Annotated in this window: 19 protein-coding genes and 4 pseudogenes; 9 read left to right on the top strand and 14 right to left on the bottom strand. The window is 70.1% G+C overall.

What is annotated here, in order from left to right; translation table 11 throughout:
• Positions 1–12: 12 nt before the first annotated feature.
• On the top strand, positions 13–939 hold the full coding sequence (locus tag ACFYX3_RS40160; RefSeq protein WP_389024837.1) for a hypothetical protein: 927 nt from the start codon (positions 13–15) through the stop codon (positions 937–939).
• 301 nt (positions 940–1,240) lie between these two features.
• Positions 1,241–1,822: pseudogene (locus ACFYX3_RS40155) on the top strand (transposase family protein); the annotation flags it as partial.
• A 26-nt stretch (positions 1,823–1,848) separates the two neighbouring features.
• Here the strand turns inward: ACFYX3_RS40155 and ACFYX3_RS40150 are convergent.
• Positions 1,849–2,280 carry a transposase gene (locus ACFYX3_RS40150; RefSeq protein ID WP_389024835.1) on the bottom strand — a complete coding sequence of 144 codons (432 nt, stop codon included), beginning with the start codon at positions 2,278–2,280 and terminating at the stop codon, positions 1,849–1,851.
• Between the two features lie 92 nt (positions 2,281–2,372).
• Positions 2,373–2,913 (bottom strand): annotated as a pseudogene (locus ACFYX3_RS40145) (winged helix-turn-helix domain-containing protein).
• A gap of 441 nt (positions 2,914–3,354) precedes the next feature.
• Between ACFYX3_RS40145 and ACFYX3_RS40140 the strand changes: the two are divergent.
• The 5 genes from ACFYX3_RS40140 (at position 3,355) to ACFYX3_RS40120 (ending at position 7,253) form a co-directional block, all read left to right on the top strand.
• On the top strand, positions 3,355–3,558 hold the full coding sequence (locus tag ACFYX3_RS40140) for a cold-shock protein (protein WP_189803121.1): 204 nt from the start codon (positions 3,355–3,357) through the stop codon (positions 3,556–3,558).
• A 253-nt stretch (positions 3,559–3,811) separates the two neighbouring features.
• Positions 3,812–5,323 carry a DEAD/DEAH box helicase gene (locus ACFYX3_RS40135; protein ID WP_389024832.1) on the top strand — a complete coding sequence of 504 codons (1,512 nt, stop codon included), beginning with the start codon at positions 3,812–3,814 and terminating at the stop codon, positions 5,321–5,323.
• A 46-nt stretch (positions 5,324–5,369) separates the two neighbouring features.
• Entirely contained in the window at positions 5,370–5,783 is a 414-nt protein-coding gene (locus ACFYX3_RS40130; protein WP_389024830.1) for a CBS domain-containing protein, read from the top strand.
• A gap of 49 nt (positions 5,784–5,832) precedes the next feature.
• The gene (locus tag ACFYX3_RS40125) at positions 5,833–6,144 is read left to right on the top strand and encodes an SCO5918 family protein (protein ID WP_389024828.1); all 312 of its coding nucleotides are present in this window, start codon (positions 5,833–5,835) and stop codon (positions 6,142–6,144) included.
• Positions 6,145–6,911: 767 nt separating this feature from the next.
• Positions 6,912–7,253, top strand: a complete 342-nt coding sequence (locus ACFYX3_RS40120; protein WP_389024826.1) for a MerR family transcriptional regulator — start codon at positions 6,912–6,914, stop codon at positions 7,251–7,253.
• Between the two features lie 286 nt (positions 7,254–7,539).
• On the opposite strand, the gene ACFYX3_RS40115 is transcribed toward ACFYX3_RS40120, so the two are convergent.
• From ACFYX3_RS40115 to ACFYX3_RS40105, 3 genes are all read right to left on the bottom strand, one after another.
• A complete protein-coding gene (locus ACFYX3_RS40115) occupies positions 7,540–7,938 on the bottom strand; it encodes a DUF2267 domain-containing protein (RefSeq protein WP_389024849.1) in 399 nt (132 codons plus the stop codon).
• Between the two features lie 130 nt (positions 7,939–8,068).
• Complete coding sequence (locus ACFYX3_RS40110) at positions 8,069–8,482, bottom strand: DUF2267 domain-containing protein (protein ID WP_389024824.1); 414 nt, start codon at positions 8,480–8,482, stop codon at positions 8,069–8,071.
• A 100-nt stretch (positions 8,483–8,582) separates the two neighbouring features.
• Positions 8,583–9,017 carry an Hsp20/alpha crystallin family protein gene (locus ACFYX3_RS40105; protein ID WP_385564317.1) on the bottom strand — a complete coding sequence of 145 codons (435 nt, stop codon included), beginning with the start codon at positions 9,015–9,017 and terminating at the stop codon, positions 8,583–8,585.
• A gap of 129 nt (positions 9,018–9,146) precedes the next feature.
• Between ACFYX3_RS40105 and ACFYX3_RS40100 the strand changes: the two genes are divergently transcribed.
• Both ACFYX3_RS40100 and ACFYX3_RS40095 read left to right on the top strand, forming a co-directional pair.
• Positions 9,147–9,785 carry a type III effector protein gene (locus tag ACFYX3_RS40100; RefSeq protein WP_389024822.1) on the top strand — a complete coding sequence of 213 codons (639 nt, stop codon included), beginning with the start codon at positions 9,147–9,149 and terminating at the stop codon, positions 9,783–9,785.
• Positions 9,786–10,105: 320 nt separating this feature from the next.
• Entirely contained in the window at positions 10,106–10,528 is a 423-nt protein-coding gene (locus ACFYX3_RS40095; protein ID WP_389024820.1) for an STAS domain-containing protein, read from the top strand.
• Positions 10,529–10,842: 314 nt separating this feature from the next.
• Here the strand turns inward: ACFYX3_RS40095 and ACFYX3_RS40090 are convergent, their stop codons facing one another.
• From ACFYX3_RS40090 to ACFYX3_RS40050, 9 genes and pseudogenes are all read right to left on the bottom strand, one after another.
• Entirely contained in the window at positions 10,843–11,802 is a 960-nt protein-coding gene (locus ACFYX3_RS40090; RefSeq protein WP_389024818.1) for a LysR family transcriptional regulator, read from the bottom strand.
• A 98-nt stretch (positions 11,803–11,900) separates the two neighbouring features.
• Positions 11,901–12,646: pseudogene (locus tag ACFYX3_RS40085) on the bottom strand (IS5 family transposase); the annotation flags it as partial.
• Positions 12,647–12,829: 183 nt separating this feature from the next.
• Positions 12,830–14,212, bottom strand: a pseudogene (locus ACFYX3_RS40080) (IS1380 family transposase).
• A gap of 120 nt (positions 14,213–14,332) precedes the next feature.
• Complete coding sequence (locus ACFYX3_RS40075; protein ID WP_388595560.1) at positions 14,333–14,578, bottom strand: hypothetical protein; 246 nt, start codon at positions 14,576–14,578, stop codon at positions 14,333–14,335.
• 44 nt (positions 14,579–14,622) lie between these two features.
• Positions 14,623–14,955 (bottom strand): hypothetical protein, encoded by a 333-nt coding sequence (locus tag ACFYX3_RS40070; RefSeq protein ID WP_389024816.1) that lies wholly within the window; start codon positions 14,953–14,955, stop codon positions 14,623–14,625.
• 358 nt (positions 14,956–15,313) lie between these two features.
• On the bottom strand, positions 15,314–16,066 hold the full coding sequence (locus ACFYX3_RS40065; RefSeq protein ID WP_389024814.1) for a phytanoyl-CoA dioxygenase family protein: 753 nt from the start codon (positions 16,064–16,066) through the stop codon (positions 15,314–15,316).
• A 19-nt stretch (positions 16,067–16,085) separates the two neighbouring features.
• The gene (locus tag ACFYX3_RS40060) at positions 16,086–18,683 is read right to left on the bottom strand and encodes a YcaO-like family protein (RefSeq protein ID WP_389024812.1); all 2,598 of its coding nucleotides are present in this window, start codon (positions 18,681–18,683) and stop codon (positions 16,086–16,088) included.
• The gene (locus ACFYX3_RS40055; RefSeq protein WP_389024810.1) at positions 18,680–19,864 is read right to left on the bottom strand and encodes a JmjC domain-containing protein; all 1,185 of its coding nucleotides are present in this window, start codon (positions 19,862–19,864) and stop codon (positions 18,680–18,682) included. The genes ACFYX3_RS40060 and ACFYX3_RS40055 overlap by 4 nt, the downstream gene beginning before the upstream one ends.
• The gene (locus ACFYX3_RS40050) at positions 19,864–21,426 is read right to left on the bottom strand and encodes a radical SAM protein (protein ID WP_389024808.1); all 1,563 of its coding nucleotides are present in this window, start codon (positions 21,424–21,426) and stop codon (positions 19,864–19,866) included. The genes ACFYX3_RS40055 and ACFYX3_RS40050 overlap by 1 nt, the downstream gene beginning before the upstream one ends.
• Positions 21,427–21,445: the final 19 nt, after the last annotated feature.

Here is a 21,445-nt window from a genome sequence, read left to right as displayed (position 1 = left end):
CTGTTGACGGAGGTGGGCAAGAGACTCGCCGAGAAATGGGTGTCCCTGCTCGTCCTGCCCGGCGCCCTCTACCTCGCCGTCGCCACCGCCGCCGTCGCCCTCGGTCACACCCACCCGTTCGACCTGTCCCGCGTCGCCGACCGGATCACCGCCTGGGTCAACCATTCGGCCGCGACCAGGGGCGGCGGTCAGGTCGTACTGCTGGTGACGGTACTGGCAGGCGCAGCGGTGGCGGGACTTGCCGCGCAGGCCCTCGGCTCCCTGCTGGAACGGCTCTGGCTGGCCGCCGACTGGCCCGCCTGGCCACGCCCTGCCCGCCGACTCGCCGCCCGGCGCACGGCCCGCAGGCGTCGGGCGTGGATTGCCGCCGCCCTAACCTGGCACCGGCGTCGCGACGAAGACATCCGCTCCCTGGCCCGCAGGAACCCCGCCGATCCCGCCGCCCGGCAGGCCGCGGAACACGCTATGACGCGCATCGCGTTCGAAGAACCCATGCGTCCCACCTGGAGCGGCGACCGCCTCAACGCGGCGGCGGTGCGCATCGAACGCGACCAGGGCCTCGACCTGGCTACCGTATGGCCGCACCTGTGGCTCGCACTCCCTGAGGGGCCCCGCAGCGAGGTCACCGCCGCCCGCCAGGCCCTCACCCGCGCGACAACGCTGGCCGCCTGGGCCCTCCTCTACCTGCCCCTCACTGTCCGGTGGTGGCCGGCCGCCCTGGTCGCCTGCGTGCTCGCCCTCACCGCTCGGGCCCGTATGCGCGCGGCCGCCGACGCGTACGCCTTGTTGCTGGAAGCCGCCACCCGTCTGCACGCCCGCGATCTGGCAGGATATTTGGGCCTTGACACCACCACCCCCCTCACCCCCGAGGCCGCCGACACCCTCACTCGGTATCTGGCGCCCACACCGCCCCCGCCGCCGGACGGGAGTGGCGGTTGAGCGATCAGCTCACCTTCATCGCGTCGAACACCGCTGGTGCGGGGTCGAGATGAATGATGTTGCGGGCCAGGACAAGGTGCGCTGAACCGGGTGCTTGCATGCTCACCCGCCTGTTGTATCAAACGCAACAATGAACCTGTTTCATCCTGCCTCTGAGGGGCTATAAGGCCTGGTCAGCTGGGGTGGTGACGTGGCAGAGCCCTCGGTCGTCGGCGGTGTTGATTCCACTCGACACTGCCGACAGCCCGGGGGATGCTCCTATCTCTCGTCAAGCGGTGCTCTGTTGGTTCCGTGTCCTGCCATGCTCGACGTCCCGCACGAGCTCGTCGAGCATGTCGCCTGGCCGCTGCACGAGCACCGCCGGACCCGCAGCACCCGCTGGCGCAAGCTCGGCTGCTTCGACCAGGCGCTGCTCACGCTGGCGCGCCTGCGCAAGAACGAGACGTTCTCCCGGCTCGGAACCGGGTTCGGGATATCGCAGGCCACCGCCTGGCGGTACGTCGACGAGACCCTGGACGTCCTGGCCGGCTGGGCGCCCGGCCTCCACGAAGCCCTCACCGGCCTCGGCGGAGGCGACCACGTCATCGTTGACGGCACCCTGATCCACACCGACCGGATCCGTGCGGACGAGCCCTACTACTCGATGAAGCACCGCAAGCACGGCATGAACGTGCAGGTCATCGCCCGGCCCGACCGGACACCGCTCTGGTTCTCCCGCGCGACACCCGGCCGCACCCACGACCTGACCGCGGCCCGCACCCACGGCACCGTCCAGGCCTGCCTCACCCGGCAGATCCTCGTCCTCGCGGACCGCGCCTACCAGGGCGCCGGCGCCACCTTCCGCACCCCGTACTACCGCCACCGCGAACAGCCCCCGCACTACCACTGAACTTGAATGCGTGATGTCGGTCAGCCGTCCATGATCAGGCCGGTGCCGCCGAGGCAGCTGTCGACCGGGTCGGGGTGGTGCCGGATCTGTTTGAGCCTGTGCTTCACGGCTCGGGTGATCTGGCCGAGGTCCGCGGCGGCGAGGTTGCCGATGTCGCGTTTGACCAGCGACCAGACGCCCTCCTGCGGGTTGAGGTCCGGCGCGTAGGTGGGCAGCTGGAACACGGTGAGCCAGTCGGCATTCGCGGCGATGAACTCCCGCAGCGGCTTGGTCAGGTGGAGGCGGACGTTGTCCCAGACCAGCACGATCGGGCCGCCGAGCTGGATCCGGGCGCGGACGATCAGGTCCCGAAAGTCGCGCCAGCCGAAGCCCTTCGGCTCGTCCTTGCGGCCCCGGTACTCGCGGCTGCGGTAGATCAGTCGGGACCGCTCGCCGGGTTCGTAGCAGGTCATGCCCGCCATCGACACACGGCCGGATCACTGACCGCGCACTCTGACGACCGGTGTCCGGCCGATCCGGCCCCAGGTCCTGGCGCGCGGCGGCGTCATCGACTGCCCGGCCTCGTCCTCGAAGACGATCCAGGCTCCGAGAGCCGCCGCGGCGCTCTTACCCGCGGCCAGGTCTCCTTCTTCCACACCTCGACCGCCGCGTCGTCGCGCTCGATCGCCCGGCGGGCGGGCTGCTGCCACGACCAGCCGTGCCGCTTGAGCGGCTGCCACGTACCCTCGACCGTGTAGGAGACGTGGAACAGTCGACCGATCAGCGTCCTGATCCGCGCGAGCGTCCACCGCTGGTCCGCCCAGCCATGGGCGAGCGGGCCACGTTCCAACTCCCTTTCGCGCCTGGTGATCTGGGCCGGAGCGAGTCTCGGTCGGCCCGGGGGATCCCTTCGACTGGACGCCGACCTCTCCACGCTCGCGCCAGGCCCGGCGCCACCGCTCCACCGACCGCTCGCTCACGCGCAGCGCGGCAGCGATCTCCCGGTTCTTCTCCCCGCCCTCGAAGCGTTCCACCGCCTGCAGCCGGATCCGCTCCCGCGCGGCCCTCTCGGCGTCGGTCAACCCGCCGCCCTGCGCGTACCTCACGAACCCAGAGCTACCGGAGCCCACCCACCGCTGTCAGGCGAACGGCTCCGACATCACTCAATCAAGTTCAGAAGCGATCACGCGGGCCACGGCTGCGGATCTCTCGGGATCCCGCCGAGCCCGCCCGGCCGGCAGTCGGGGCGCTGTACTCGGAAGACATGAATACCTGCGCTCGCGGTCTGAGAATTTAACGGCCACCGCGGAGAGAGTTTTTACCGGCGGCACACCGGGAGAAAAATTCGGCGCACACAGACGGCGGCAACGTGCTACTGTCGAACTCAGTTGCAGTTTTGGTACCCAAAAACTTCAAGTGCTTCCCGTCGGCCGCGTGCCGCACGGAAGCGCTTTGTATTTCCGGTCATTTTCCGGGCAGGGCATCATCGCGGCGACACGGCGTCCGTACGGTACGGATTCCGTTGTATTGCCCCAAGGAGATATGACATGGCTGCAGGCACCGTGAAGTGGTTCAACGCGGAAAAGGGTTTCGGCTTCATCGAGCAGGACGGTGGCGGCCCCGACGTGTTCGCCCACTACTCGAACATCGCCTCCCAGGGCTTCCGTGAGCTCCAGGAGGGCCAGAAGGTCACCTTCGACATCGCGCAGGGCCAGAAGGGCCCGACGGCCGAGAACATCGTCGCCGCCTGACACTGACGCGCCATACGTAGCTGGGGCCCGCATCCTTCGGGGTGCGGGCCCCAGCTGCACGCATTTCCCGGGCCCTCTTCTCGAAACAGAGCCCCCCGCATTTCTTTCGCTCGCCCGCTTGCGCGTCGATATTAGTTCGACCCGGCCCAAGCCGCTTGCTTTCGCATTTCATTCGGCCCGTGCCTGTGATTCCCGACGCCGCTCATACGCTGCCGGAATTCCTCGATACGCGCCGTATCAAGGAAGGTTCTGCATGAACCCCACACGCACGAACAACCGTTCCTCCCGTAACCGCCGCAACGGCGGTCACGCGTACGGCTCCATCGCAGGTTCGCCCCGGAGCAGCCGCCTCGCCTCGTCCGCGCCGAGCCGTTCGGGGGCTCCGAGCCGCTCCGGCGGCCACGGCCGTCGGCCTGGAGCGGTGCAGGGAGAGTTCGCACCGCCGAAGACGGTCACTCCGGCACTGCCCGCCGTCGAGACCTTCGCCGACCTGGCCCTGGACCGGCGCCTCCTGGCCGCGCTCACCGCGCAGGGCGTGTCCGTCCCGTTCCCCATCCAGGGCGCGACCCTGCCGAACTCCCTGGCGGGCCGTGACGTCCTGGGCCGCGGCCGGACCGGCTCCGGAAAGACCCTCGCCTTCGGCCTGGCTCTGCTGGCCCGCACCGCCGGGCAGCTCGCCGAGCCCCGTCAACCGCTGGCCCTGATCCTGGTCCCGACGCGGGAACTCGCCCAGCAGGTCACCGACGCCCTCACCCCGTACGCCCGCGCCGTGAAGCTGCGCCTGACCACCGTCGTCGGCGGCATGCCGATCCGCCGGCAGGCGAACGCGCTGCGCGGGGGCGTCGACGTCGTCGTGGCCACCCCCGGCCGCCTCAAGGACCTCATCGACCGCGGTGACTGCCGACTGGACCGGGTCTCGATCACCGTCCTGGACGAGGCCGACCAGATGGCCGACATGGGCTTCATGCCGCAGGTGACGGCGCTCCTGGACCAGGTCCGCCCCGAGGGCCAGCGGATGCTGTTCTCCGCGACGCTGGACCGCAACGTCGACCTCCTGGTCCGCCGCTACCTCACCGACCCCGTGGTCCACTCCGTGGACCCCTCCCAGGGAGCGGTCACGACGATGGAGCATCACGTCCTGCACGTGCACGGCACCGACAAGCAGCGGCTGACGACGGAGATCGCGGCGCGCGAGGGCCGGGTGATCATGTTCCTGGACACCAAGCACGCCGTGGACCGCCTCACCGAGGACCTCCTCGGCTGCGGCGTCCGGGCCGCCGCCCTGCACGGCGGGAAGTCACAGCCGCAGCGCACCCGCACCCTGGCGCAGTTCAAGACCGGACACGTCACCGTCCTCGTCGCCACCAACGTCGCCGCGCGCGGCATCCACGTCGACCACCTCGACCTCGTCGTCAACGTCGACCCGCCGACCGACCACAAGGACTACCTCCACCGTGGCGGCCGCACCGCCCGGGCCGGCGAGGCCGGCAGCGTCGTCACCCTGGTCACCGCCAACCAGCGGCGCTCCATGACCCGCGTCCTGGCCGCCGCCGGGATCGTGCCCAGGACGACCCAGGTCCGCTCCGGCGAGGAGGAGCTCAGCCGGATCACGGGCGCGCGGACCCCCTCCGGGATTCCCGTGACGATCACCGCGCCCCCCGCAGAACAACGCAGGCGCGGCGCGGCCCCCCGCAGCCGCCGCGGTCCCGTCGCGGCCGGCCGGCGCGCCGGCGGACGGCGGTCCGTCGTCAGCCCGGCGGCCTGAACACCACGTGATCCGGAAGCTGACCCATCTCCTCAGGAGGCACGTTGTGACGCTGGTCCAGATGCAGCCCCGCCCGCCGCGCCCCGCCCCGGCGCGCACGAGGACGGCCGCCGCCACGGACACGTCCGGACCGCAGGTCTGCGACGACATGACCGTGGAGGTGGCCCTGGCCGTGATGGCCGGGGCCCGCGCCGGACACCTGATCGTCTGCGACAACGACGACCAGTGCACCGGTCTGGTGACCCGGGCCCTGCTCACCACCGTCCGTGACAGCCCCGCCTACACGGACCGGCTCCAGCTGCGCGACATCTCCGGCGACGGAGCGCCGCCGACCTCGGCCACCACCTCGACGACCAGGCAGGCCGTGCGTCCCCGCGGGGTCGTCACCCCGTCCGACGTGCGTGGACAGGACGACACCCCGGGCGCCCCCGCCCCCATGCTCGCCCTCGCCCTCGCGTGAACCGCCTCAACACGGCGGTCCCCTTCCCTTCCTCTCCCTGTGAGGCATCGTGCGCTGTGTCATCGCCCGCTTCCCCTTCGACCTCACCAAGAGCGGCGTCCTCGACGCCATGAAGGGCGTCAAGCCCGAGGAGGTCGCCGGCGAGTCCGTGATCATCGGTCGCCGCGTCTACCCCGTCAAGCAGGTCGGCCAGGTCATCACCCGACAGGACCGCCGCGACTTCAGCGCCGGTGAGGTCCTCCGCGCCATGACCAAGCTCGGCTTCACCTGTCGTGGCCTCCCCCGGAACACCGCGCCGGCCCGAGCCCTCGACCCCGTCGAGCACGCCTCCACGATGCTCGGTACCCCGGCAGGGGCCTGACCGCGGCCCTCGGGCGAACATGAGCTGACACTCGGACAGCAGTAAGGGCCCGACCGGCACCCGCCGGTCGGGCCCTCTCGCGTATCGGTGGGCGGGGCTCCCCGGGGCGGCGGGGCGATCAGCGGTGCCCTACGGCCTCTATGGACGAGGTCGATTACCTCAATGTTGGACACTCAAAAATCTATGTTGGCCAGAGTAGACATTGGCTACTGGCATAGCTATGTTTTCTCTCGTACCCCCGAGAGAGCGTGGGCCTGGCAGAGACGAACTGCCGGCCGCAGTACATGCAGTCGCAAGGCGGTGCGGCAGTGGAGTTTCGAAGCCAGGGTTGTTTCAGGACGGCGACGGGACTGACGGCCGGACCGGGTGGCCCGCGGTGATCAGGGGCCGCCACAGCGGGACCGCGGTCATGGCAGAGGCGGTCCCCCACGGGGTGCAGTTCGCATCACCGGCAGTACGCGGTGGAGCAGTACCCAGCAGTGCGCAGTACCCCATGAAAAGCAGTTGGCCCCAGAGAAGAACGGAGGAACCGCGCCATCAGGATCGCCCGGGCAGAGTGGTGAGTCCGGGTACCGCTGGACATCGATAGTGAGGTGGTCTCCGGTCACGCAACCGCGATCCCCGCACTCCCGGCAGCAACCAGGCCGGGTCGGCGGACACAGAAGGCCGGCGCAGTATCAGGGCCGGCAGGTGGTGTAGTAGTTCCTTCGGGGCCCTGGTGCCGTACGGCACCAGGGCCCCTCGACGCGTTCCGCAGAGAGGTGCAAATGACAGCAGATGACTCGTACGGCCGTCTCGACGACGACGACTACCCCGCCTACACCATGGGCCGGGCCGCCGAATTGATCGGCACCACTCAGAGCTTCCTCCGCGCCATCGGCGACGCCCGTCTGATCACCCCGCTGCGCTCCGAGGGCGGCCACCGGCGCTACTCCCGCTACCAGCTGCGCATCGCCGCCCGTGCCCGGGAGCTCGTCGACCAGGGCACCCCCATCGAGGCCGCCTGCCGCATCATCGTCTTGGAAGACCAGCTCGAAGAGGCGCAGCGCATCAACGCCGAGTACCGCCGCACAGCCACTCAGCAGTCAGATCACACCGCTGCCGACTGAGACGGCTCCGGGCAGTCGGTAGGCATGGCGTCGTACGAGGGCCACGAGAACACCACCGGGCAGCGACCGGCGATCTCTCCGCCTCCCCCGCGACGTCATCGGAACCCGCCCAGCTCGGCCGCGGGCACCACCGTGATCGCGGAGGGCGACCGCATCAGGACCGGGTGACGCAAGGCCGTCCCCCATCCTGCCCGGTCAAGGATCCGCGGTCTGCCCCCAGCCCGTGGGGTGCCGGCAGTCTTCCGTCGGTGCCGTTGGACGACAGGTCCGAGGATCCCCTGGGGGGTCAGGCGGTGCCGGACCTGTAACGGGGTTGGGGGAGTTCGGCTTTGCCGAAGAGGAGGGCGTAGCCGGAGGGGAGTCGGCCGATGATGCGGTCGATGAGTTCGGGTCCGGCGAGCCGGGATACGGCGGCGAGGACGGCGCCGACGTTCCATCGGGCGGTGGCGGGGGTGCTGCCGTAGTGCTGGGCGAAGTCCTTGACGAACTCCCATCCTGTGAGGGGTGTGAGGGCAGGGATCTGGGCGGTGAGGGCCAGAGCGGCTTCGATGGGGAGGCAGGCAGCGAGGTCGACGCGTTCGTCGCCGACGAGCTGTCGCCCCAGAGCGGCGAGTACGGACTGGACGGCCTCATCGGCACGCTCAAGGGTCGGGTAGGCGCCCTCGTAGCGCACACGCTCGAGCATGGCGGAGTAGGGCGCCGCGCTGGTGAGTCCGGACGCGGGGGCTGTCGTGGTCTCGGTCTGAAGAGTCACGCTGGTGAAGATCGCCGTTCTCTTCGGGCCCGGTGCTTCGACCGGGCGGAGCGAACACGTTTCAACGGGTGCCGGCTGACCGGGGGTGGTGCGGCCGGCCGAAGAGGAGGTCGTAGCCGGGTGGAAGCTGCAGGAGTATCCGGGCGGTCAGCTCCTCGCCGGCCGCGTCGGCGACGACGCTGAGGACGGTGCTGACGTCCCAGGCGGCGGTCCGCTCGGTGGCTCCTTCGATCCAGGCGGCCGTCGCGCGCACGAAGCGTTCCGGTGAGAGGGGTTCGGTGGCCTGGAGCGGGTTGAGGAGCACGACGGCGAAGGTCTCCGGCAGCCGGGCGGCGAGCGCGGCCCGCACATCGCCGACCAGATGGGCGCCGAGCAGCGCCAGCACGGTGCGGGCGGCGCGTTCGCCCTCCTGGGGCGAGCTGTAGTCGCCGCGCTCCTGGACCTTGTCGAGGAATGCCTGCCATCGCAGTCTCATCACGACCCCCTTCTCGCATCCGCGGATGCGAGATGACGGGGAGCGGAGGGCGGAGGAGGGGGAAAGGCTTCCGCCCTCCGCTCCCGGCTTTCCTTACGGCTCAGCCGCTGATCTGCCGGGGGCCGTCGCCCCGGCCGATGGTGATCTTGCGAGGCTTGGCGCGTTCGGCGATCGGAATGCGCAGAGTGAGTACGCCTGCCTCGTAGTCGGCCGTGATCTTCTCGGTGTCGAGGGTGTCGGCCAGCATCAGCTGCCGGGAGAAGACGCCGAGAGGTCGCTCGGACAGCTCCATCTGGACGTCGTCGGCCTTCGCGACGGGGCGGCGCTCGGCCTTGACCGTCAGCATGTTCCGCTCGACGTCGATGTCGATCGCGTCCGGCGAGACGCCGGGAAGGTCGAGGGCGATGACGTAGACGTCGCCCTCGCGGTAGGCGTCCATCGGTACGGCGGAAGGTCGTGACCAGGTCCCGGTGGTACCCAGCATCTGCTGGGTGAGGCGGTCGAGCTCGCGGAACGGGTCGGTGCGCATCAACATCGCGAAACACCTCCAGTCGGAATCAGGCAGTGACTGCCAATGCGCTTCATCTGGCACCGTTGTAGCATGTCATCGAAACGACGACAAATTTTGTGTCAACGAATGGACGACGCCTAAGGGCGGGATCCCATGACAGGAGCCGACCACCCGGTCACCTTCCATGCGGCCCTCACGGCCCTGACCGCGATCGACGAAGCCGTACGTGCTGCCCGGTCCGCGACCGCCCCCGACAGGACCCGGCACAGCTCATCGGAGGAAGCGTTCACCGCGCTCCTCCTCCTGCGCGAACTGCGCGAACAGCTCGCCGCATGGGAGCCCGGATTCATCGAGGCCGCCCGGGACGCGGGTGCCAGCTGGGCCGAACTCGCCCACCCGCTCGGCGTCACGAGCCGACAGGCCGCCGAACGCCGCTACCTGCGAGTACGGCCAGGCAGCCCCGGCACCACCGGCGAGCAACGCGTCCAGACGACTCGCGACCGCCGCGCCGCCGATCGCACGGTGACGGCCTGGGCCCGAGAAAACGCCGCCGACCTGCGCCAGCTCGCCGGGCAGATCACCGCCCTCGGCGCCCTGCCCGCAGACGCGCGAGAAGACCTGTCCGCAGCGCTCGCGGACAGCGACCCGGCCCTGCTCCTCGCGCCGCTCGCGCGCACCCACACCCACCTCGCCCCTCTGCGCCCCGACCTGGCCGAGCGCGTCGGCACCCTCACCCGGCGCACCACACGCCTCCGTGACGAAAGCGATCAGCGCCGTTCCGGCACCCCCTAGACGCAGCCCCGAAGCAGGGCCGCCGCAGACGCAGGATGGCCGCAACGCGCCGCAACAGGGCGGCAAGCCCATGCACAGCCAGGACGGCGCGGCTGCTGAAGATCGTTCATGGGCGGACGTGGCGCGTGCGGCAAGACCGGCGAGAGGGGGGCGAGCACCTACGCGGCGGCACAACCGGTATCGGGCGGTGGCCGTGGCATCGATGCCTGCCTCGTCCGAGTGAAATCTTTCCACCCTACCGGGGATCGGTGCTGGTCACATGGAGTGAAAGGGCCGCGTGGCTCGTTTCCCGACATCGAGCGGGAGGCGTTGATGGGGATGTGAGTACCTCAAGCACCGCACCGATACTGCCCGCTGCCCTCGCCGCCCCTGCCCATCCCGTCAGGCACGACTCGGGCGCGGACACCGCGCCCTGCGCCATAGTCGTCGAATCCTGCACCACCCTCGGCACCACTCTGGTCGTCCACCTCACCGGAGAGATCGACCACTACAGCGCCACCCCGCTGCGGGCGCTGCTGGCCTCGGCAGCCGACGACGGCTGCACCGGCCTCGTGTTGGACACCGCACGGGTCACCTTCTGCGACTCCGGCTTCCTCGCCATCCTCGACTGGTGGCCCCGGCACGGACGCCGCCTGAGACTGGCGAGCCGCTCCCGGGCCGTCAAACACCTCCTGAACGCGGCTGCCACCGCGGCACAGCAGACGGACCGGGCCGACTCACTGACGGCAGCGGCCAGGTCATGACGTTCCTCTTCCTGACCGATGTCCCCATGCTCGCGGCGGTCCTCCTTGTCCAGAGGGAACCCTGCGTACCTCGCCATCGCCGCCCGGCCCGGCCACCCAGGCCGACATCTCGTAGGACGTTGATCCACTGCCGCCTGGCACTTCCGCTCCTGGGAGCCACGGCACAGATCCGGGAAGGTGCTGGGGGTGGCGTCAGAGCTCTCAAGACCCCAGCACCTCCACCCCGTTCGCTTAGAGGTCCTAACAAAAGTCGTTGATAATGCAGTGGCGGATGCTCTTTGGTCTGCTCCTGCTTGCGGCTTGCCCGGGTGCGTTCAGTCCAGATTTGGATGCAGCTCGGGACGGGACTCCCACCAGGAGCGGTAGAAGGTGTTGCGGGGCACGCTGTCGAGATACGCATGTCCTGCTGCCCGGTACAGCAGCCGGGCCCGGTCTTCGGAGAGCGTGGCTCGGTTCCAGGCGAGGCGGATGCGGCCGGTGAGCGGGTCGCCGGCCAGCGGGCGCAGTACCGTGCCCTCGGCATGCGGCGAGGTCGGCTGGCACAGGGAGATGGCCCGTCCGGCGGCGATCAGGTCCCAGCGCATTTTGCGGTCGGCGATCCGGTAGCGCAGCTTCGGCGTGAAGCCGGCCTTGCGGCAGGCGTCGACCATGGCCTCTTGGCTGCCATCATCCTCCTCCACGATGATCGTCCAGGTTTCCTCCGCTAGGTCAGCCAGGTGGATCTGGTCCCGTCCGGCCAGCGGATGGGCGGCCGACAGGCGTACGCAGGCCGGCTCCTTGGGGATGAGGGTGCGGGCCGCCACACCGTCGGGGAGCGGTACCTCATGGTCGGCGACCTCTCCGTACATGATCGCGTCGTATTGTCCGGCGCCGAGCATGCGAGTGAGGGTGGTCACCGAGTGCTCGATGTTGACCTCGATCTCGTGGCCGGACAGTTCCTGCTCCAGGTGCCCGAGCAACTGGTCGGTCAGGACGAGCAGGATGGAGCCGAGCCGCAGGGTCGGATGCGGGGCGGTGGCCCGGGCGCCCGCTGTGAGGGCGTCCATCTCGCCGAGCACCCGGCGCGCCTTGGACAGCACGAACTGGCCCAGTGGCGTCGGCTCGACACCGTGTTGGCTGCGGACGAACAGCTCTCCGCCCGTGACGCGTTCTATCCGCCGGAGCTGGGCGGACAGGCCCGGCTGGGACACACCGAGCAGCGCCGCCGCACGCCCCAGACTGCCCGCTTCCGCTATCCGGCAGACGGCTTCGAGATGTCTCAATTCCAACTGCACTTCAGCAGCATATGCAGGGAGGGGGGCTGGCGATGGGGCTGGTCACTGTTCGGACACCTCCCCGATCGTCGGAGGTGCTGACAAAGGCGTTGGACGTGGCGGTGGGTGATGAGGCAGGTGGCGAGGCCGAGGAAGGCTTCGTGGATGTCGTCGCGTCGTTCCCAGCGGACGCGTAGGCGCCGGAAGCCGTGCAGCCAGGCGATCGTGCGCTCGACGACCCAGCGGTGGACGCCGAGTCCGGAACCGTGCGGGACGCCGCGGCGGGCGATCAACGGCTTGATGCCCTGAGCCCAGACGAGACGGCGGTACTTGTCGTGGTCGTAGCCCCGGTCGGCCAGCAGCACGTCAGGCCGTCGCCGCGGCCGTCCGACCAGGCAGGCAACGGACGGGACCTTCGCGAGCAAAGGCATCAGCTGCGTCACGTCATTGCGGTTTCCGCCGGTCAGCGACACGGCGAGCGGAATGCCCTGCCCGTCGACGAGGACGTGGTGCTTGCTGCCAGGCCGCGCTCGCTCGACCGGGCTGGGTCCGCTTTTGGGCCCCTGCGGGCGGCCCGGACACGACTGGAGTCGATCACCGCCCTCGACCAGTTCAGTTTCTTCGCGACCCGCAGCTTCTTCAGCGGCACCAGGTGCAGCTGGTCCCAGACGCCGGCCTCGTTCCACGCGGCCAGACGCCGCCAGCACGTCATCCCGGACCCGAAGCCCAGCTCCTGGGGCAGATACTCCCACTGGATCCCGGTGTGCAGGACGAACAGGATCCCGCACAGGGCCTGCCGGTCCGGCACCCGCGGCCGTCCTGTTATCTGTTTCGGCGCCGGCTCGGGCAGCAACGGCTCGACCAGCGACCACCCGAACCGAAAGTCACATGATCGACAACTTCTGTTAGCCTCGAAGTTTCGTGACGGCCCGTTTCGGCTGTTCGGCTGGTGGCGGGCAGGCTGACGGCCTGGCTCTCGCGTCGGGTGGGCGCCGGGTTCCACGGCTCCGGCGGGGGTTGTCTCGTCGGGGTAGGACGTCGTTGCTGGTCAGCCGGGGACCTGAAGTGCTCGCAGTCGCTCGAATGCGGTGGTGATCACCTGGGTCCAGGGCCAGTGGCGGGCCAGACGGAGCCAGAGGCGGCGGCCGGTGGTGACGAGCTGGGCGGCGGTGGAGAACAGCCGCAGTCGCAGGCGCTTGGGCTCCCAGCGCCGCGCCTCGCCGGTGAGGGCGAGCATCGGCATCCAGGCCAGCAGGTCCAGGGCGAGTTGGACGATCTCCAGCCAGACGCGGTTCTGGGAGGCGTCGTGCAGGGGCAGGTTCCGCAGCCCGGTGTCGCGGGCAGCCCGGATGCGGTCCTCGGCGCGTGCGCGTTGGCGGTGCCGCAGCTCCAGGGCCGCGATCGGGGCACCGGTGGCGTTGGTGGCGAAGCAGGTGATCCGCATGCCGTCGGCGTCGGTGATGCGTAACTGGGTGCCGGGGTGCGGCCGTTCCTTTCGGACGATCAGCCGCATGCCCTTCGGCCGGCCCCTGAGGACATCGCCGGCGAGTTCGGCGACCCACGCGCCGTCGCGTATGTTGCCGTCGGGTTCGGTCGCGGGCGTCCAGGCGGACGCGGGGACGAGCAGGACGGTCTGATGGATGGCATCGGTGATGACCATCCCGACCGAGTAGGACAACCACCGTCCCCGCTGCGTGAGCCAGTTCAGGAAGTCGTGGGTGCCACCGGCGGAGTCCGTGCGGATCAGGGTCCGCCGTCCACGCCGGTACTTCTTCGGAAGCTGGGCCAGCGCCTGCTGGGCGACGGCGATGTGGTCGCTCGCGGTGTTGCTGCCCGCGTTACCCGGTCGCAGCAGGCCGCGACCGGTTCGCCGGAGCCGCCTGGGCCGTGGTCGACAAACACGAACAGCGGGTGGTGGCCGAAGGTCTTCTTCCACGTGGCGGCGGCGTCCTGCTTCTCTGAGTGGGCCTGGACCAGCACGCCGTCGATGTCCACGACCACCTCATCGGCCGCATTCGGCGCCGCGCCACCAGCCAAGCTCCAGACCCGCTCGCGGACTTCGGCGCGGGCCTGCCGCACGGCGGCCAAGGCCCGGGGGCCGGCCGCGGCAAGCGTGTCGACCAGACGGGAGACGGTGGGATCGGAGGCGACCAGGCCGAACAAGTCGGGCTCGGCCCGCAGCATGGCCACGTCGGACAAACAGTCCCCGCTCAGCGCGACCGCCAGTGCGAGGTCCAGCAGGACCTTGCCGGGATCGTGCACCGCCCGCGGGCCTGCGCCACGGCTCCAGCGCCGTCGACAATGCTGTGTCCAGGCCAATCCGGCGGACCGTCTCCACCAGCAGCACCCCACCGGCCTGCGAGACAGCACCAGCCCCACCGCCCCGGACGCGGACGCGGACGCGCGGATAGAACCCACTACGCTTCTTCACCTGGAGAGTGCTTCTTCCCTGCGGCGACTGGACCCTAGACAAGCCCTATCGTCCCAGGTCAGAGGCGCTCTCCGTTTGATTGATCAAGACCCGGACAAGCGCACTCGCGGGGAGCCCGGGTCAGCCCTTCTCCCGCCCTGGCAGGGCCGCGCCATCCAAGAACGCGTGATAGGTCTCAACGGCATCCGGCTCGACTTCCGGGTTGGACGGGCCATAGCGGGTGTCGGAGCGGTCCCGCTTCGGTCCGGAGACCCAGAACTCCTCATTGCTCTGCGTGTCGTAGAAGTTCGCGTCGAACATCCCGCCTGCCCGGCGCAATGTCCTTCCCTGAAAATACGCAGTGCTCCAAGTCTTCGAGAAGTCCACCCACCCGATCCACGAGGGTCCACGGTCGGTGTCATAACCAGACTTCAACTGCACGAACATGAGGCGTCGAGGCATGTACCCAGGGTCCCGCACAGCCCGCACCCGCGACCAGCGCTTTTACAGGACGGCACCGTCGAGCCCGGCGCCGGCGCGAGCGGCAGCACCGCTTTCTCCTCGGCCTCGGTCCCGGCGGTGGTCTCGGCAGCCGAGGCTGTCAGGGCCTCGACCAGCTCTTCCCGCGCGATCACCCGCCGGTCCAGCTCGATCTCGGCGGCCTCCAACACCTCAGCCAACCGGGCGACTTCCTCCTGTAGCCCTTCCACCCGCACACGGGCCGCTGTCTCCCGCTCCTCCAGCATTCCCAGCACCGACGCCATCGCCCACCCCTCGCTCACGGAGCGTAAACAAGACGCCGGACGTCTCTCTCATTCCGAGCTACACCATGCCTGAGCAGCAGAAATCGACGGATCACGTTCGGTTGAGATATGGCTTCTAAGGGCTCGCAGAGAATCAACATGCTGACAAGTAACGCGCTGACCTGCTGTGTCAAGGTGCAGAACCTACAGGTTGATTCTCTGCGAGCCCTAAGAACTGCAGGCTCCTCGGTCTGTGCAGGATGGATCACCTTCACAGCGATACGGAGCAGGCTTTACCCGCCCCTCTGTGCGAGCGGTGCTCACAGGGTGTTCGTTCCTCGAACATCCTGTGAGCGTCCTTCCTGAACGTCCCTGGACGTCAGTACGGGAAATCGCGACGGGGCTGGTACTGCCTGCCTCCGAGCAGCTCCACCACGAGGTCGGAAGGGTCGGTGAGGGCGTCCAGTTGCGCGCGCATGTTCTCCTGCGGCACGCAGAAGGTGTGGGTGTAGGTGACGAGCAGGGCGGACCTCGGTTTCGTGGAGCGGTTCGGGCGGGACGTGTGCCACCAGGCGCCGTCGGCGAAGATCACGCTGCCTCGGGGGCCGGTGAGGATCTCGCCCTCGTCGCACCACGACTCGCCCATGTCCGGCAGGCGGTTCGCCCGGTGGGAACCGGGGATGCCGGCTGTGGCGCCGTTCTCCACGGTGAAGTCGTCCAGGAACCAGATGCACTGCCCGGCGAGCGGGATCGCGGGCCACGGCGGGGTCAGCGTCCAGTAGGGATGGTCGGCATGCCAGTACTGCTCGACGGCACCGGGCCAGAGGGAGTTCGCGCTGAACGTCGAACAGATCAGGTCCTCGCTGAGATAGCGCCGCCACACATCGAGGACGAAGGGGTGGACCAGGGCTTCGAGGAACACGGGGTCCTTGGCCAGCAGGTGCAGGACCCGCTGGTGCCCGGTGGGATGCAGGTTGCGCTGCTTCTCCGCGTACAGGAGCCGTTCGAGGGACTCCCGCATCCGGTCGACGGCAGGTGCGGGCAGCAGGTTCTGCACCAGCAGGTAGCCGCGTTCGCCGATGGCGCGCACCGCCGAGTCGGCCTGCCTCAGGTCGGTTTCTGTCGTCGTCATGGCGTACTCCGGTCGGAATTCAGGACCAGCGGGGCAGCAGGTCGCGCAGGAGCGTCAGCCGGGCGCGCTCCCCGGTCGCGAAGGGGTTGTTGCTCTCCAGGCCGGGGAGCATCACCCGTACGACATGGGCGGGCGCGGTCTCCGGGTGGGTCAGGTCGAGCACGGGAACGTGGGCGACACCGGCGTCGGCGACCCGTCGCAGGGTCCACCGCAGGTCGTCGAGCACGTCGTCAGAGGTCAGTCCTCGTGGGAGCGGGGCCGGGACGACGTCCGGGTCGAGCCAGAACCACGCGTCATCGTGCGCGAGGGGACGTGGCCGTTCGTGCCGGCCGAGGCTGCGGGCCTTGATCGTGAGGTCCTCACGGCCGCCCGCCACCGAGCAGGCGATCGACTGCGCGGCCTCCAGCAGGGCCATCTCGACCGCCGTCCCGGGATCCGGATGGGTGCCGTAGCCTTCAGCGCGATTCAGGCCCCGCCACACGGTCGCCATGAACGTGGGGACCCTGACCTCCGAGGTGATGTCCAGGACCCGGACCACGTGCCCGGCCCGCCGCAGCCGCTGTGTCACCTCGCGCGCCCCGCCCGGAGCGGCACCGGAATCCACGAACCGGAATGGCGGCGCCCCCGTCCCGCCCGGGTTCACCAGGACGATCTCCGCGAGGCGCTGGGCGTGGCGCTCCACGTACTCGCACAGCCCGTGCAGCAGGGCCTCCTCTCGTGAGAACCCCGATCCCAAACCGTTGGTCGCGAGGACCTTCCGGGCCCCGCGCGAACTGAAACAGATGTCGTTTTGGCCCCGTTCGAGGCACAGCAGGTCGAGGGGGACGAGCACCGGCCGGCCGGTGAGGAGGTCCGGGCAGCGCACCCAGGTCAGCGGCAGGTCAGGGGTGTACGGGGTGTCGTACGGCAGGGACAGACAGGCCGGGTCGACCGCGTCGTCGGCGACTTCACGGTAGCTGCCGTGGACGAGTGCGTCAGCGGGCGGCACCCAGCGCTCCTGCGCGTACTTCTCCAGCTCCTCCATGACGCTGCCGACGTACGCGCCGTCCTCGGTGAGCCCCTTGCCGCTCCCGTACGTGCTGGACCAGCGGCCGTCGGGCCGGGCGGCCTGGGCGATCTGGACGCCGCCGATGTCCCCGAGCTCGCCGACCATCCCGATCCGAGTGATTCCGATGGTCTTCGCCAGCCTGGCCGCCTGGTCGCGCGACTCGGCCGGAGGGGTGCAGAAGCGACGTTCCCCCGGATGCTTCGGTCGGCTGCGAAGCCCCAGGGCAGGGCGCGGTACGGGGCGGGGGGCGAGCACAGCCGTGCCGGCCATCGTCGCGGCCAACGCCCGGACGTTGCGCCGCGCCCGGGCGAGCAGTGCGGCGAAGGCGTCCTGGGCGGCGCGGTCGCCGTAGCCCCACCGCGCCCACCGCTGCCGCAGGGCCTCCCCGTCGACGGCCAGGTTGGCCTTGTACAGCACCTGCCACGCCTCGGCGAGCTCCTCGGCACCGGCCGGCCGGGGATTCGATGCGGCGAACAGGCGCAGCGCACCCCACCGCATCACCTCCCGCTTGAGCGTCGCGTCGTGCAGGAACAGTGCGGCACGCACCGACCGTCGGAACGCCGCGCGATCCGCCGTCGCCCACGCCGTTAGCCCGGCATCGGCGATAGCCTCCACCTCGGTACGGCGGTTGAGGGTCGGCAGGTCGATGCCAAGGTCCGTGAGTGTGACACGGGCCTCCTCCGTGCTCAGCCACCCCCAGCGGCGCACGGCGGTTCGGAACAGGGCACGCGCGGCAGGGGCGTCGACCGCCGGCAGCAGCTCGGGTGGTACGGGATGGGCGGCACGGGCCAGTGGTTCGAGCCGTCCTGTGTAAGTGAGGAAGGCGAACAGCTCGTCGTCGTTGACCCGGTCGCCGCTCTCCCAGATCAGAGCCGTATCGGAGGCGACGGGGTCGGCGGCCGGTTCCTCCGCAGTCACGGGAGGCTCCGTGCCGGGCGCGGATACCGCTCCGGTCGCCCCCACCGCCTCAAGGACCGACTGGGCGTCCCGATGCTTCAGGTCGTGACCCGACAGCATGGCGACGAGGTCATCGCCGTCGACGCGCTCGAGCAGACCGGCCGAACGGACGATGCGGCGGTGGGTGCGCGCCTTGTACGGCAACTCCAGCGCGGCGGCGAGCAGCCGGTCGGCGGTGGAACGGTCGATGGTGCCGCCGCGGTGCAGGCGGTCCACCGCGTAGCGGACGTTCACTATGGGAACGGTCAGCGGAGCAGAGGTCTCTTCATCGAACAACAGTGCGACTTCGTCGTCCCGGCTGACGACACCGTCGCGGTACCATGCGTGGACCAGCCCGATGCCGATGACGCCGGGCACCTCGGCCGCGCGCAACGCGCCCATGCTGCCGCCGCCGTACACGACGACCCCTCGCTCGACGGCCGCGCGTACCTCCGCCGGGCTGACGGCGAGGGACTGCTCGAAGACGCCGTCGACGATCCCGACGACGTGACCGGCGGGGATGGCGTCGAGGTCACCGCGACGCACCGGGCGACGGTAGTCGGCGTCGAGGAAGCGGCGGGCCTCGACGAGCGGCATCGACGGCCCGAGGAATACCACAGGCCGCGTGCTCACTGAACGGCCTCGTCGATCTCGGCCGGCCGCGCGCGGCGCAGCAGCCCCTCGGCCACCAGCCTGCAGACCACGTCCACCGTGACGGCCGGGACGAGAGCGCCCGGGAGGTCGACAGCGCGCAGTACGCGGGCCCCGGCGACGTACTCGAACGCGGCCAGCACCTCGATCGGGCCGCGGACCGCACCGCCGGGGAAGTGGATCGTCGCAGAGATGTCGTCCGAGGTCACCAGGCAGTCCGCGCCCCGCGTACGCGCCAGCCACGTCTTCTCGCCGATGCCCTCCAGACTGCCGCGCTCGCCGAGCCCACCGTCCGCCAGGACCGCCCGGCGGGCGGTGCGCCGTGCCGACAGACCGCCGATCAGGCTCGGCAGCGCCGTGCGTACGTCAGGGGAACCAAGCAGGTCGGCCAGTCCGGCGGCGAGCGCGTCGGGATCGGCCGTACGTGCATGGGGGACCGGCGCGTTCAGGCCGGGCAGGGCCCCCGCGATCTCGCCGAGGACGTCCCGCCAGCGCAGCGGGAAGAGCCGGATCGTCAGGTGCAGGGACGACACCGTCCCGGCCCGGGCCGCGTGGCCGCGGTACTCGGGCACGTACAGCACGTCCCCCGGCTCGAGCACGAACTTCCGTTTCGGGAGCCGTGCCCAGTCCTCCGCAGGCACCCCGCACGCCCGCTGCGGGCCGTTGCCGTCCTCTACCTGCCATGTCTTGCGCCCCTCCAGCTGCACGATCAGGCTGCCGTGGCCGTCGCGGTGGGGAGCGAACCCCTGGGCGGCGGGCGGCGTGGCGAACACGTGCGCGCCGGCCGACTCCCGGAGGGTGATGCCGTGCCCGGCCAGGTCGAGTTCGATGCCGCGGCACAGGTCGGCCAGGGCCGGCGACAGCCGGTGTGCCTTGGTCAGGTAGAGCGTCTCGCCGTCCTCGAACACCTGTCGGACCTGCCGCAGGTCGAGCATGCCGTCCCTGTCGACCAGTTCCGGCGGCAGACTCCGCCGGTCCCCGCCGCGCGCCAGGTGCAGGACGCCCTCGTGCGCGTGGTGCAGCGCGCCCAGTATGGCCTCGAACCCGGCCATGTCGAGCGGTGCGGCGCCCGCGGCGTCGCCGGGGAAGAGGCCCGGCTCACGGCGGCGAACCGTGTCGACGAAGGCCACCGTGTCTGCCGGGCGGAGTAGTTCGGTGAGCATCACGCCTCCACCCGGCCGGGCGCGGAAGGCCCGGTCGGCTGCGCGGAGAGGGGGGTCGGCCGGTAGCGCTGGACGAGGAAGCGCCGTCTGCGCAGTTTCTCCTCGGGCGTACAGGTAGTCACCAGCCGGCTGCCGGTGTGCTTCTCGTCCTCCACGCGGCAGGTCCCGCCGCACAGGTTGCGCAGGTCACAGGAGCGGCAGCCCTCCCGGTTGTCGACCCCGAAGGCGGCGGCCGTGCGCCCGAGGTACGCCGTGATCTCGCCGAGCGGCAGCTGGTCGACGTGACCGAGCGCACCGGACATCAGGTGGCAGGGGTAGACGACTCCGTCGGGTGCCACGACGAGCTGCTCGGCGTATCCGCAACCGCTGATCTTCTGCACCTTGTTGGGACCGTGGACCTTGTCGTCCTCCTCGCGCAGCCTGCCGAGCAGCGAGTCCACCCACGCCCGCACCTCGTCCGTGTCCAGGTCGTGGTCGAGGTTGGTGCCGCGACCGTGCGCCATCGCACCGTAACTGATCCGGAACCGCAGGTCGGTGTTGCGCCACTGCTCGACGAAGCCGGGCAGATGCGCTTTGACGGCTGTCCAGTTGGCGGCCATGACCGTCGTACTGACCCGTGTCTCCACCCCGGCGTCGAGCAGCAGCTGGATGGCGCGTACGGCCCGCCGGAAGGACTGCGGTCCGCGGATCGCGTCGTGGGTCTCCGCGTCGGGCCCGTCCACGCTGATCTGTACGATGTCGGCGTAGCGGACGATGTCGTCGAGGTGCTTGGGCACGGCCATGCCGTTGGAGAACAGCGTCACCTCGAGCCCGAGTTCGTGAGCACGCCGCATGACCGGGACGCAGCCCTCGTGCAGCAGTGCCTCGCCGCCGGTGAGCAGCAGCTTCTCCCCGCCGTTCGCCGCGAAGTCCTCCACCAGCCGGATCCAGCGCCCGGTGGTGAGTTCGCCGTCCTTGGGCAGCAACGGGCCGGAGCTGGTGTAGCAGTGCACGCATTCCAGTTGGCAGCGGTTGGTCAGATGGAAGCGGGCGAACACGTGTGGCCGTACCTGCTTGACCGAGTGGTGGCCACGGATCCCGCGCACCATTCCGGCATGCGCGGCCCGCGCGACCAGCTTGGCCATTGCCTGCGACGCCGCGTTGGCGGTGAGTCCGTGGGACTGGCGCAGCTCGCGGGCGGCGTCGGCGGGCGTCGTGCCGGCGACGAGGAGGGTGAGCAGCGCGTGGTCGACGTCGTCGGCGACCAGCAGTTTGCCGTCCTCCACGGCGATCCAGAGGTGCGCGTCGTCGACCGGGTGATGGGCGAGGGAGGAGACGAAGGGGACCGGCTCCGTCGTGGGCAAGTCGTAGATTGCGCGGGAACCGTCGGCGGACCGGCGGCCGGGACGCTCATCGGTACCCGCGGGGACGGTGGGCGGCGGGTCGTCCGCCAGGCCGACGGCGCCGTACGCAGCCCGGTCCGGCGCACCGAACCGCGGGAACGGCTGCGCGTCGTTGGGCCCCGAGAGCGCTGGTCCCCCCTGCCAGGCGCGAAGGGTCAGCAGGGTCTGCTTGCTGCTCATCGGGGCTCCTTGGGGCCGG

Source organism: Streptomyces sp. NPDC002463 (assembly GCF_042889835.1).
GTDB lineage: Bacteria > Actinomycetota > Actinomycetes > Streptomycetales > Streptomycetaceae > Streptomyces > Streptomyces nymphaeiformis.
Note: the sequence above shows the minus strand (reverse complement) of the source record. Positions and strands in the feature narration are given on the sequence as shown.

Coding starts and splice junctions, on each gene's coding strand:
- ACFYX3_RS40115 (WP_389024849.1), bottom strand. CDS start 7,938: ATGCTCGAGCGTGTGCGCTACGAGGGCGCCTACCCGACCCTTGAGCGT.
- ACFYX3_RS40120 (WP_389024826.1), top strand. CDS start 6,912: ATGACAGCAGATGACTCGTACGGCCGTCTCGACGACGACGACTACCCC.
- ACFYX3_RS40105 (WP_385564317.1), bottom strand. CDS start 9,017: ATGTTGATGCGCACCGACCCGTTCCGCGAGCTCGACCGCCTCACCCAG.
- ACFYX3_RS40100 (WP_389024822.1), top strand. CDS start 9,147: ATGACAGGAGCCGACCACCCGGTCACCTTCCATGCGGCCCTCACGGCC.
- ACFYX3_RS40050 (WP_389024808.1), bottom strand. CDS start 21,426: ATGAGCAGCAAGCAGACCCTGCTGACCCTTCGCGCCTGGCAGGGGGGA.
- ACFYX3_RS40055 (WP_389024810.1), bottom strand. CDS start 19,864: ATGCTCACCGAACTACTCCGCCCGGCAGACACGGTGGCCTTCGTCGAC.
- ACFYX3_RS40140 (WP_189803121.1), top strand. CDS start 3,355: ATGGCTGCAGGCACCGTGAAGTGGTTCAACGCGGAAAAGGGTTTCGGC.
- ACFYX3_RS40065 (WP_389024814.1), bottom strand. CDS start 16,066: ATGACGACGACAGAAACCGACCTGAGGCAGGCCGACTCGGCGGTGCGC.
- ACFYX3_RS40135 (WP_389024832.1), top strand. CDS start 3,812: ATGAACCCCACACGCACGAACAACCGTTCCTCCCGTAACCGCCGCAAC.
- ACFYX3_RS40110 (WP_389024824.1), bottom strand. CDS start 8,482: ATGAGACTGCGATGGCAGGCATTCCTCGACAAGGTCCAGGAGCGCGGC.
- ACFYX3_RS40150 (WP_389024835.1), bottom strand. CDS start 2,280: ATGACCTGCTACGAACCCGGCGAGCGGTCCCGACTGATCTACCGCAGC.
- ACFYX3_RS40070 (WP_389024816.1), bottom strand. CDS start 14,955: ATGGCGTCGGTGCTGGGAATGCTGGAGGAGCGGGAGACAGCGGCCCGT.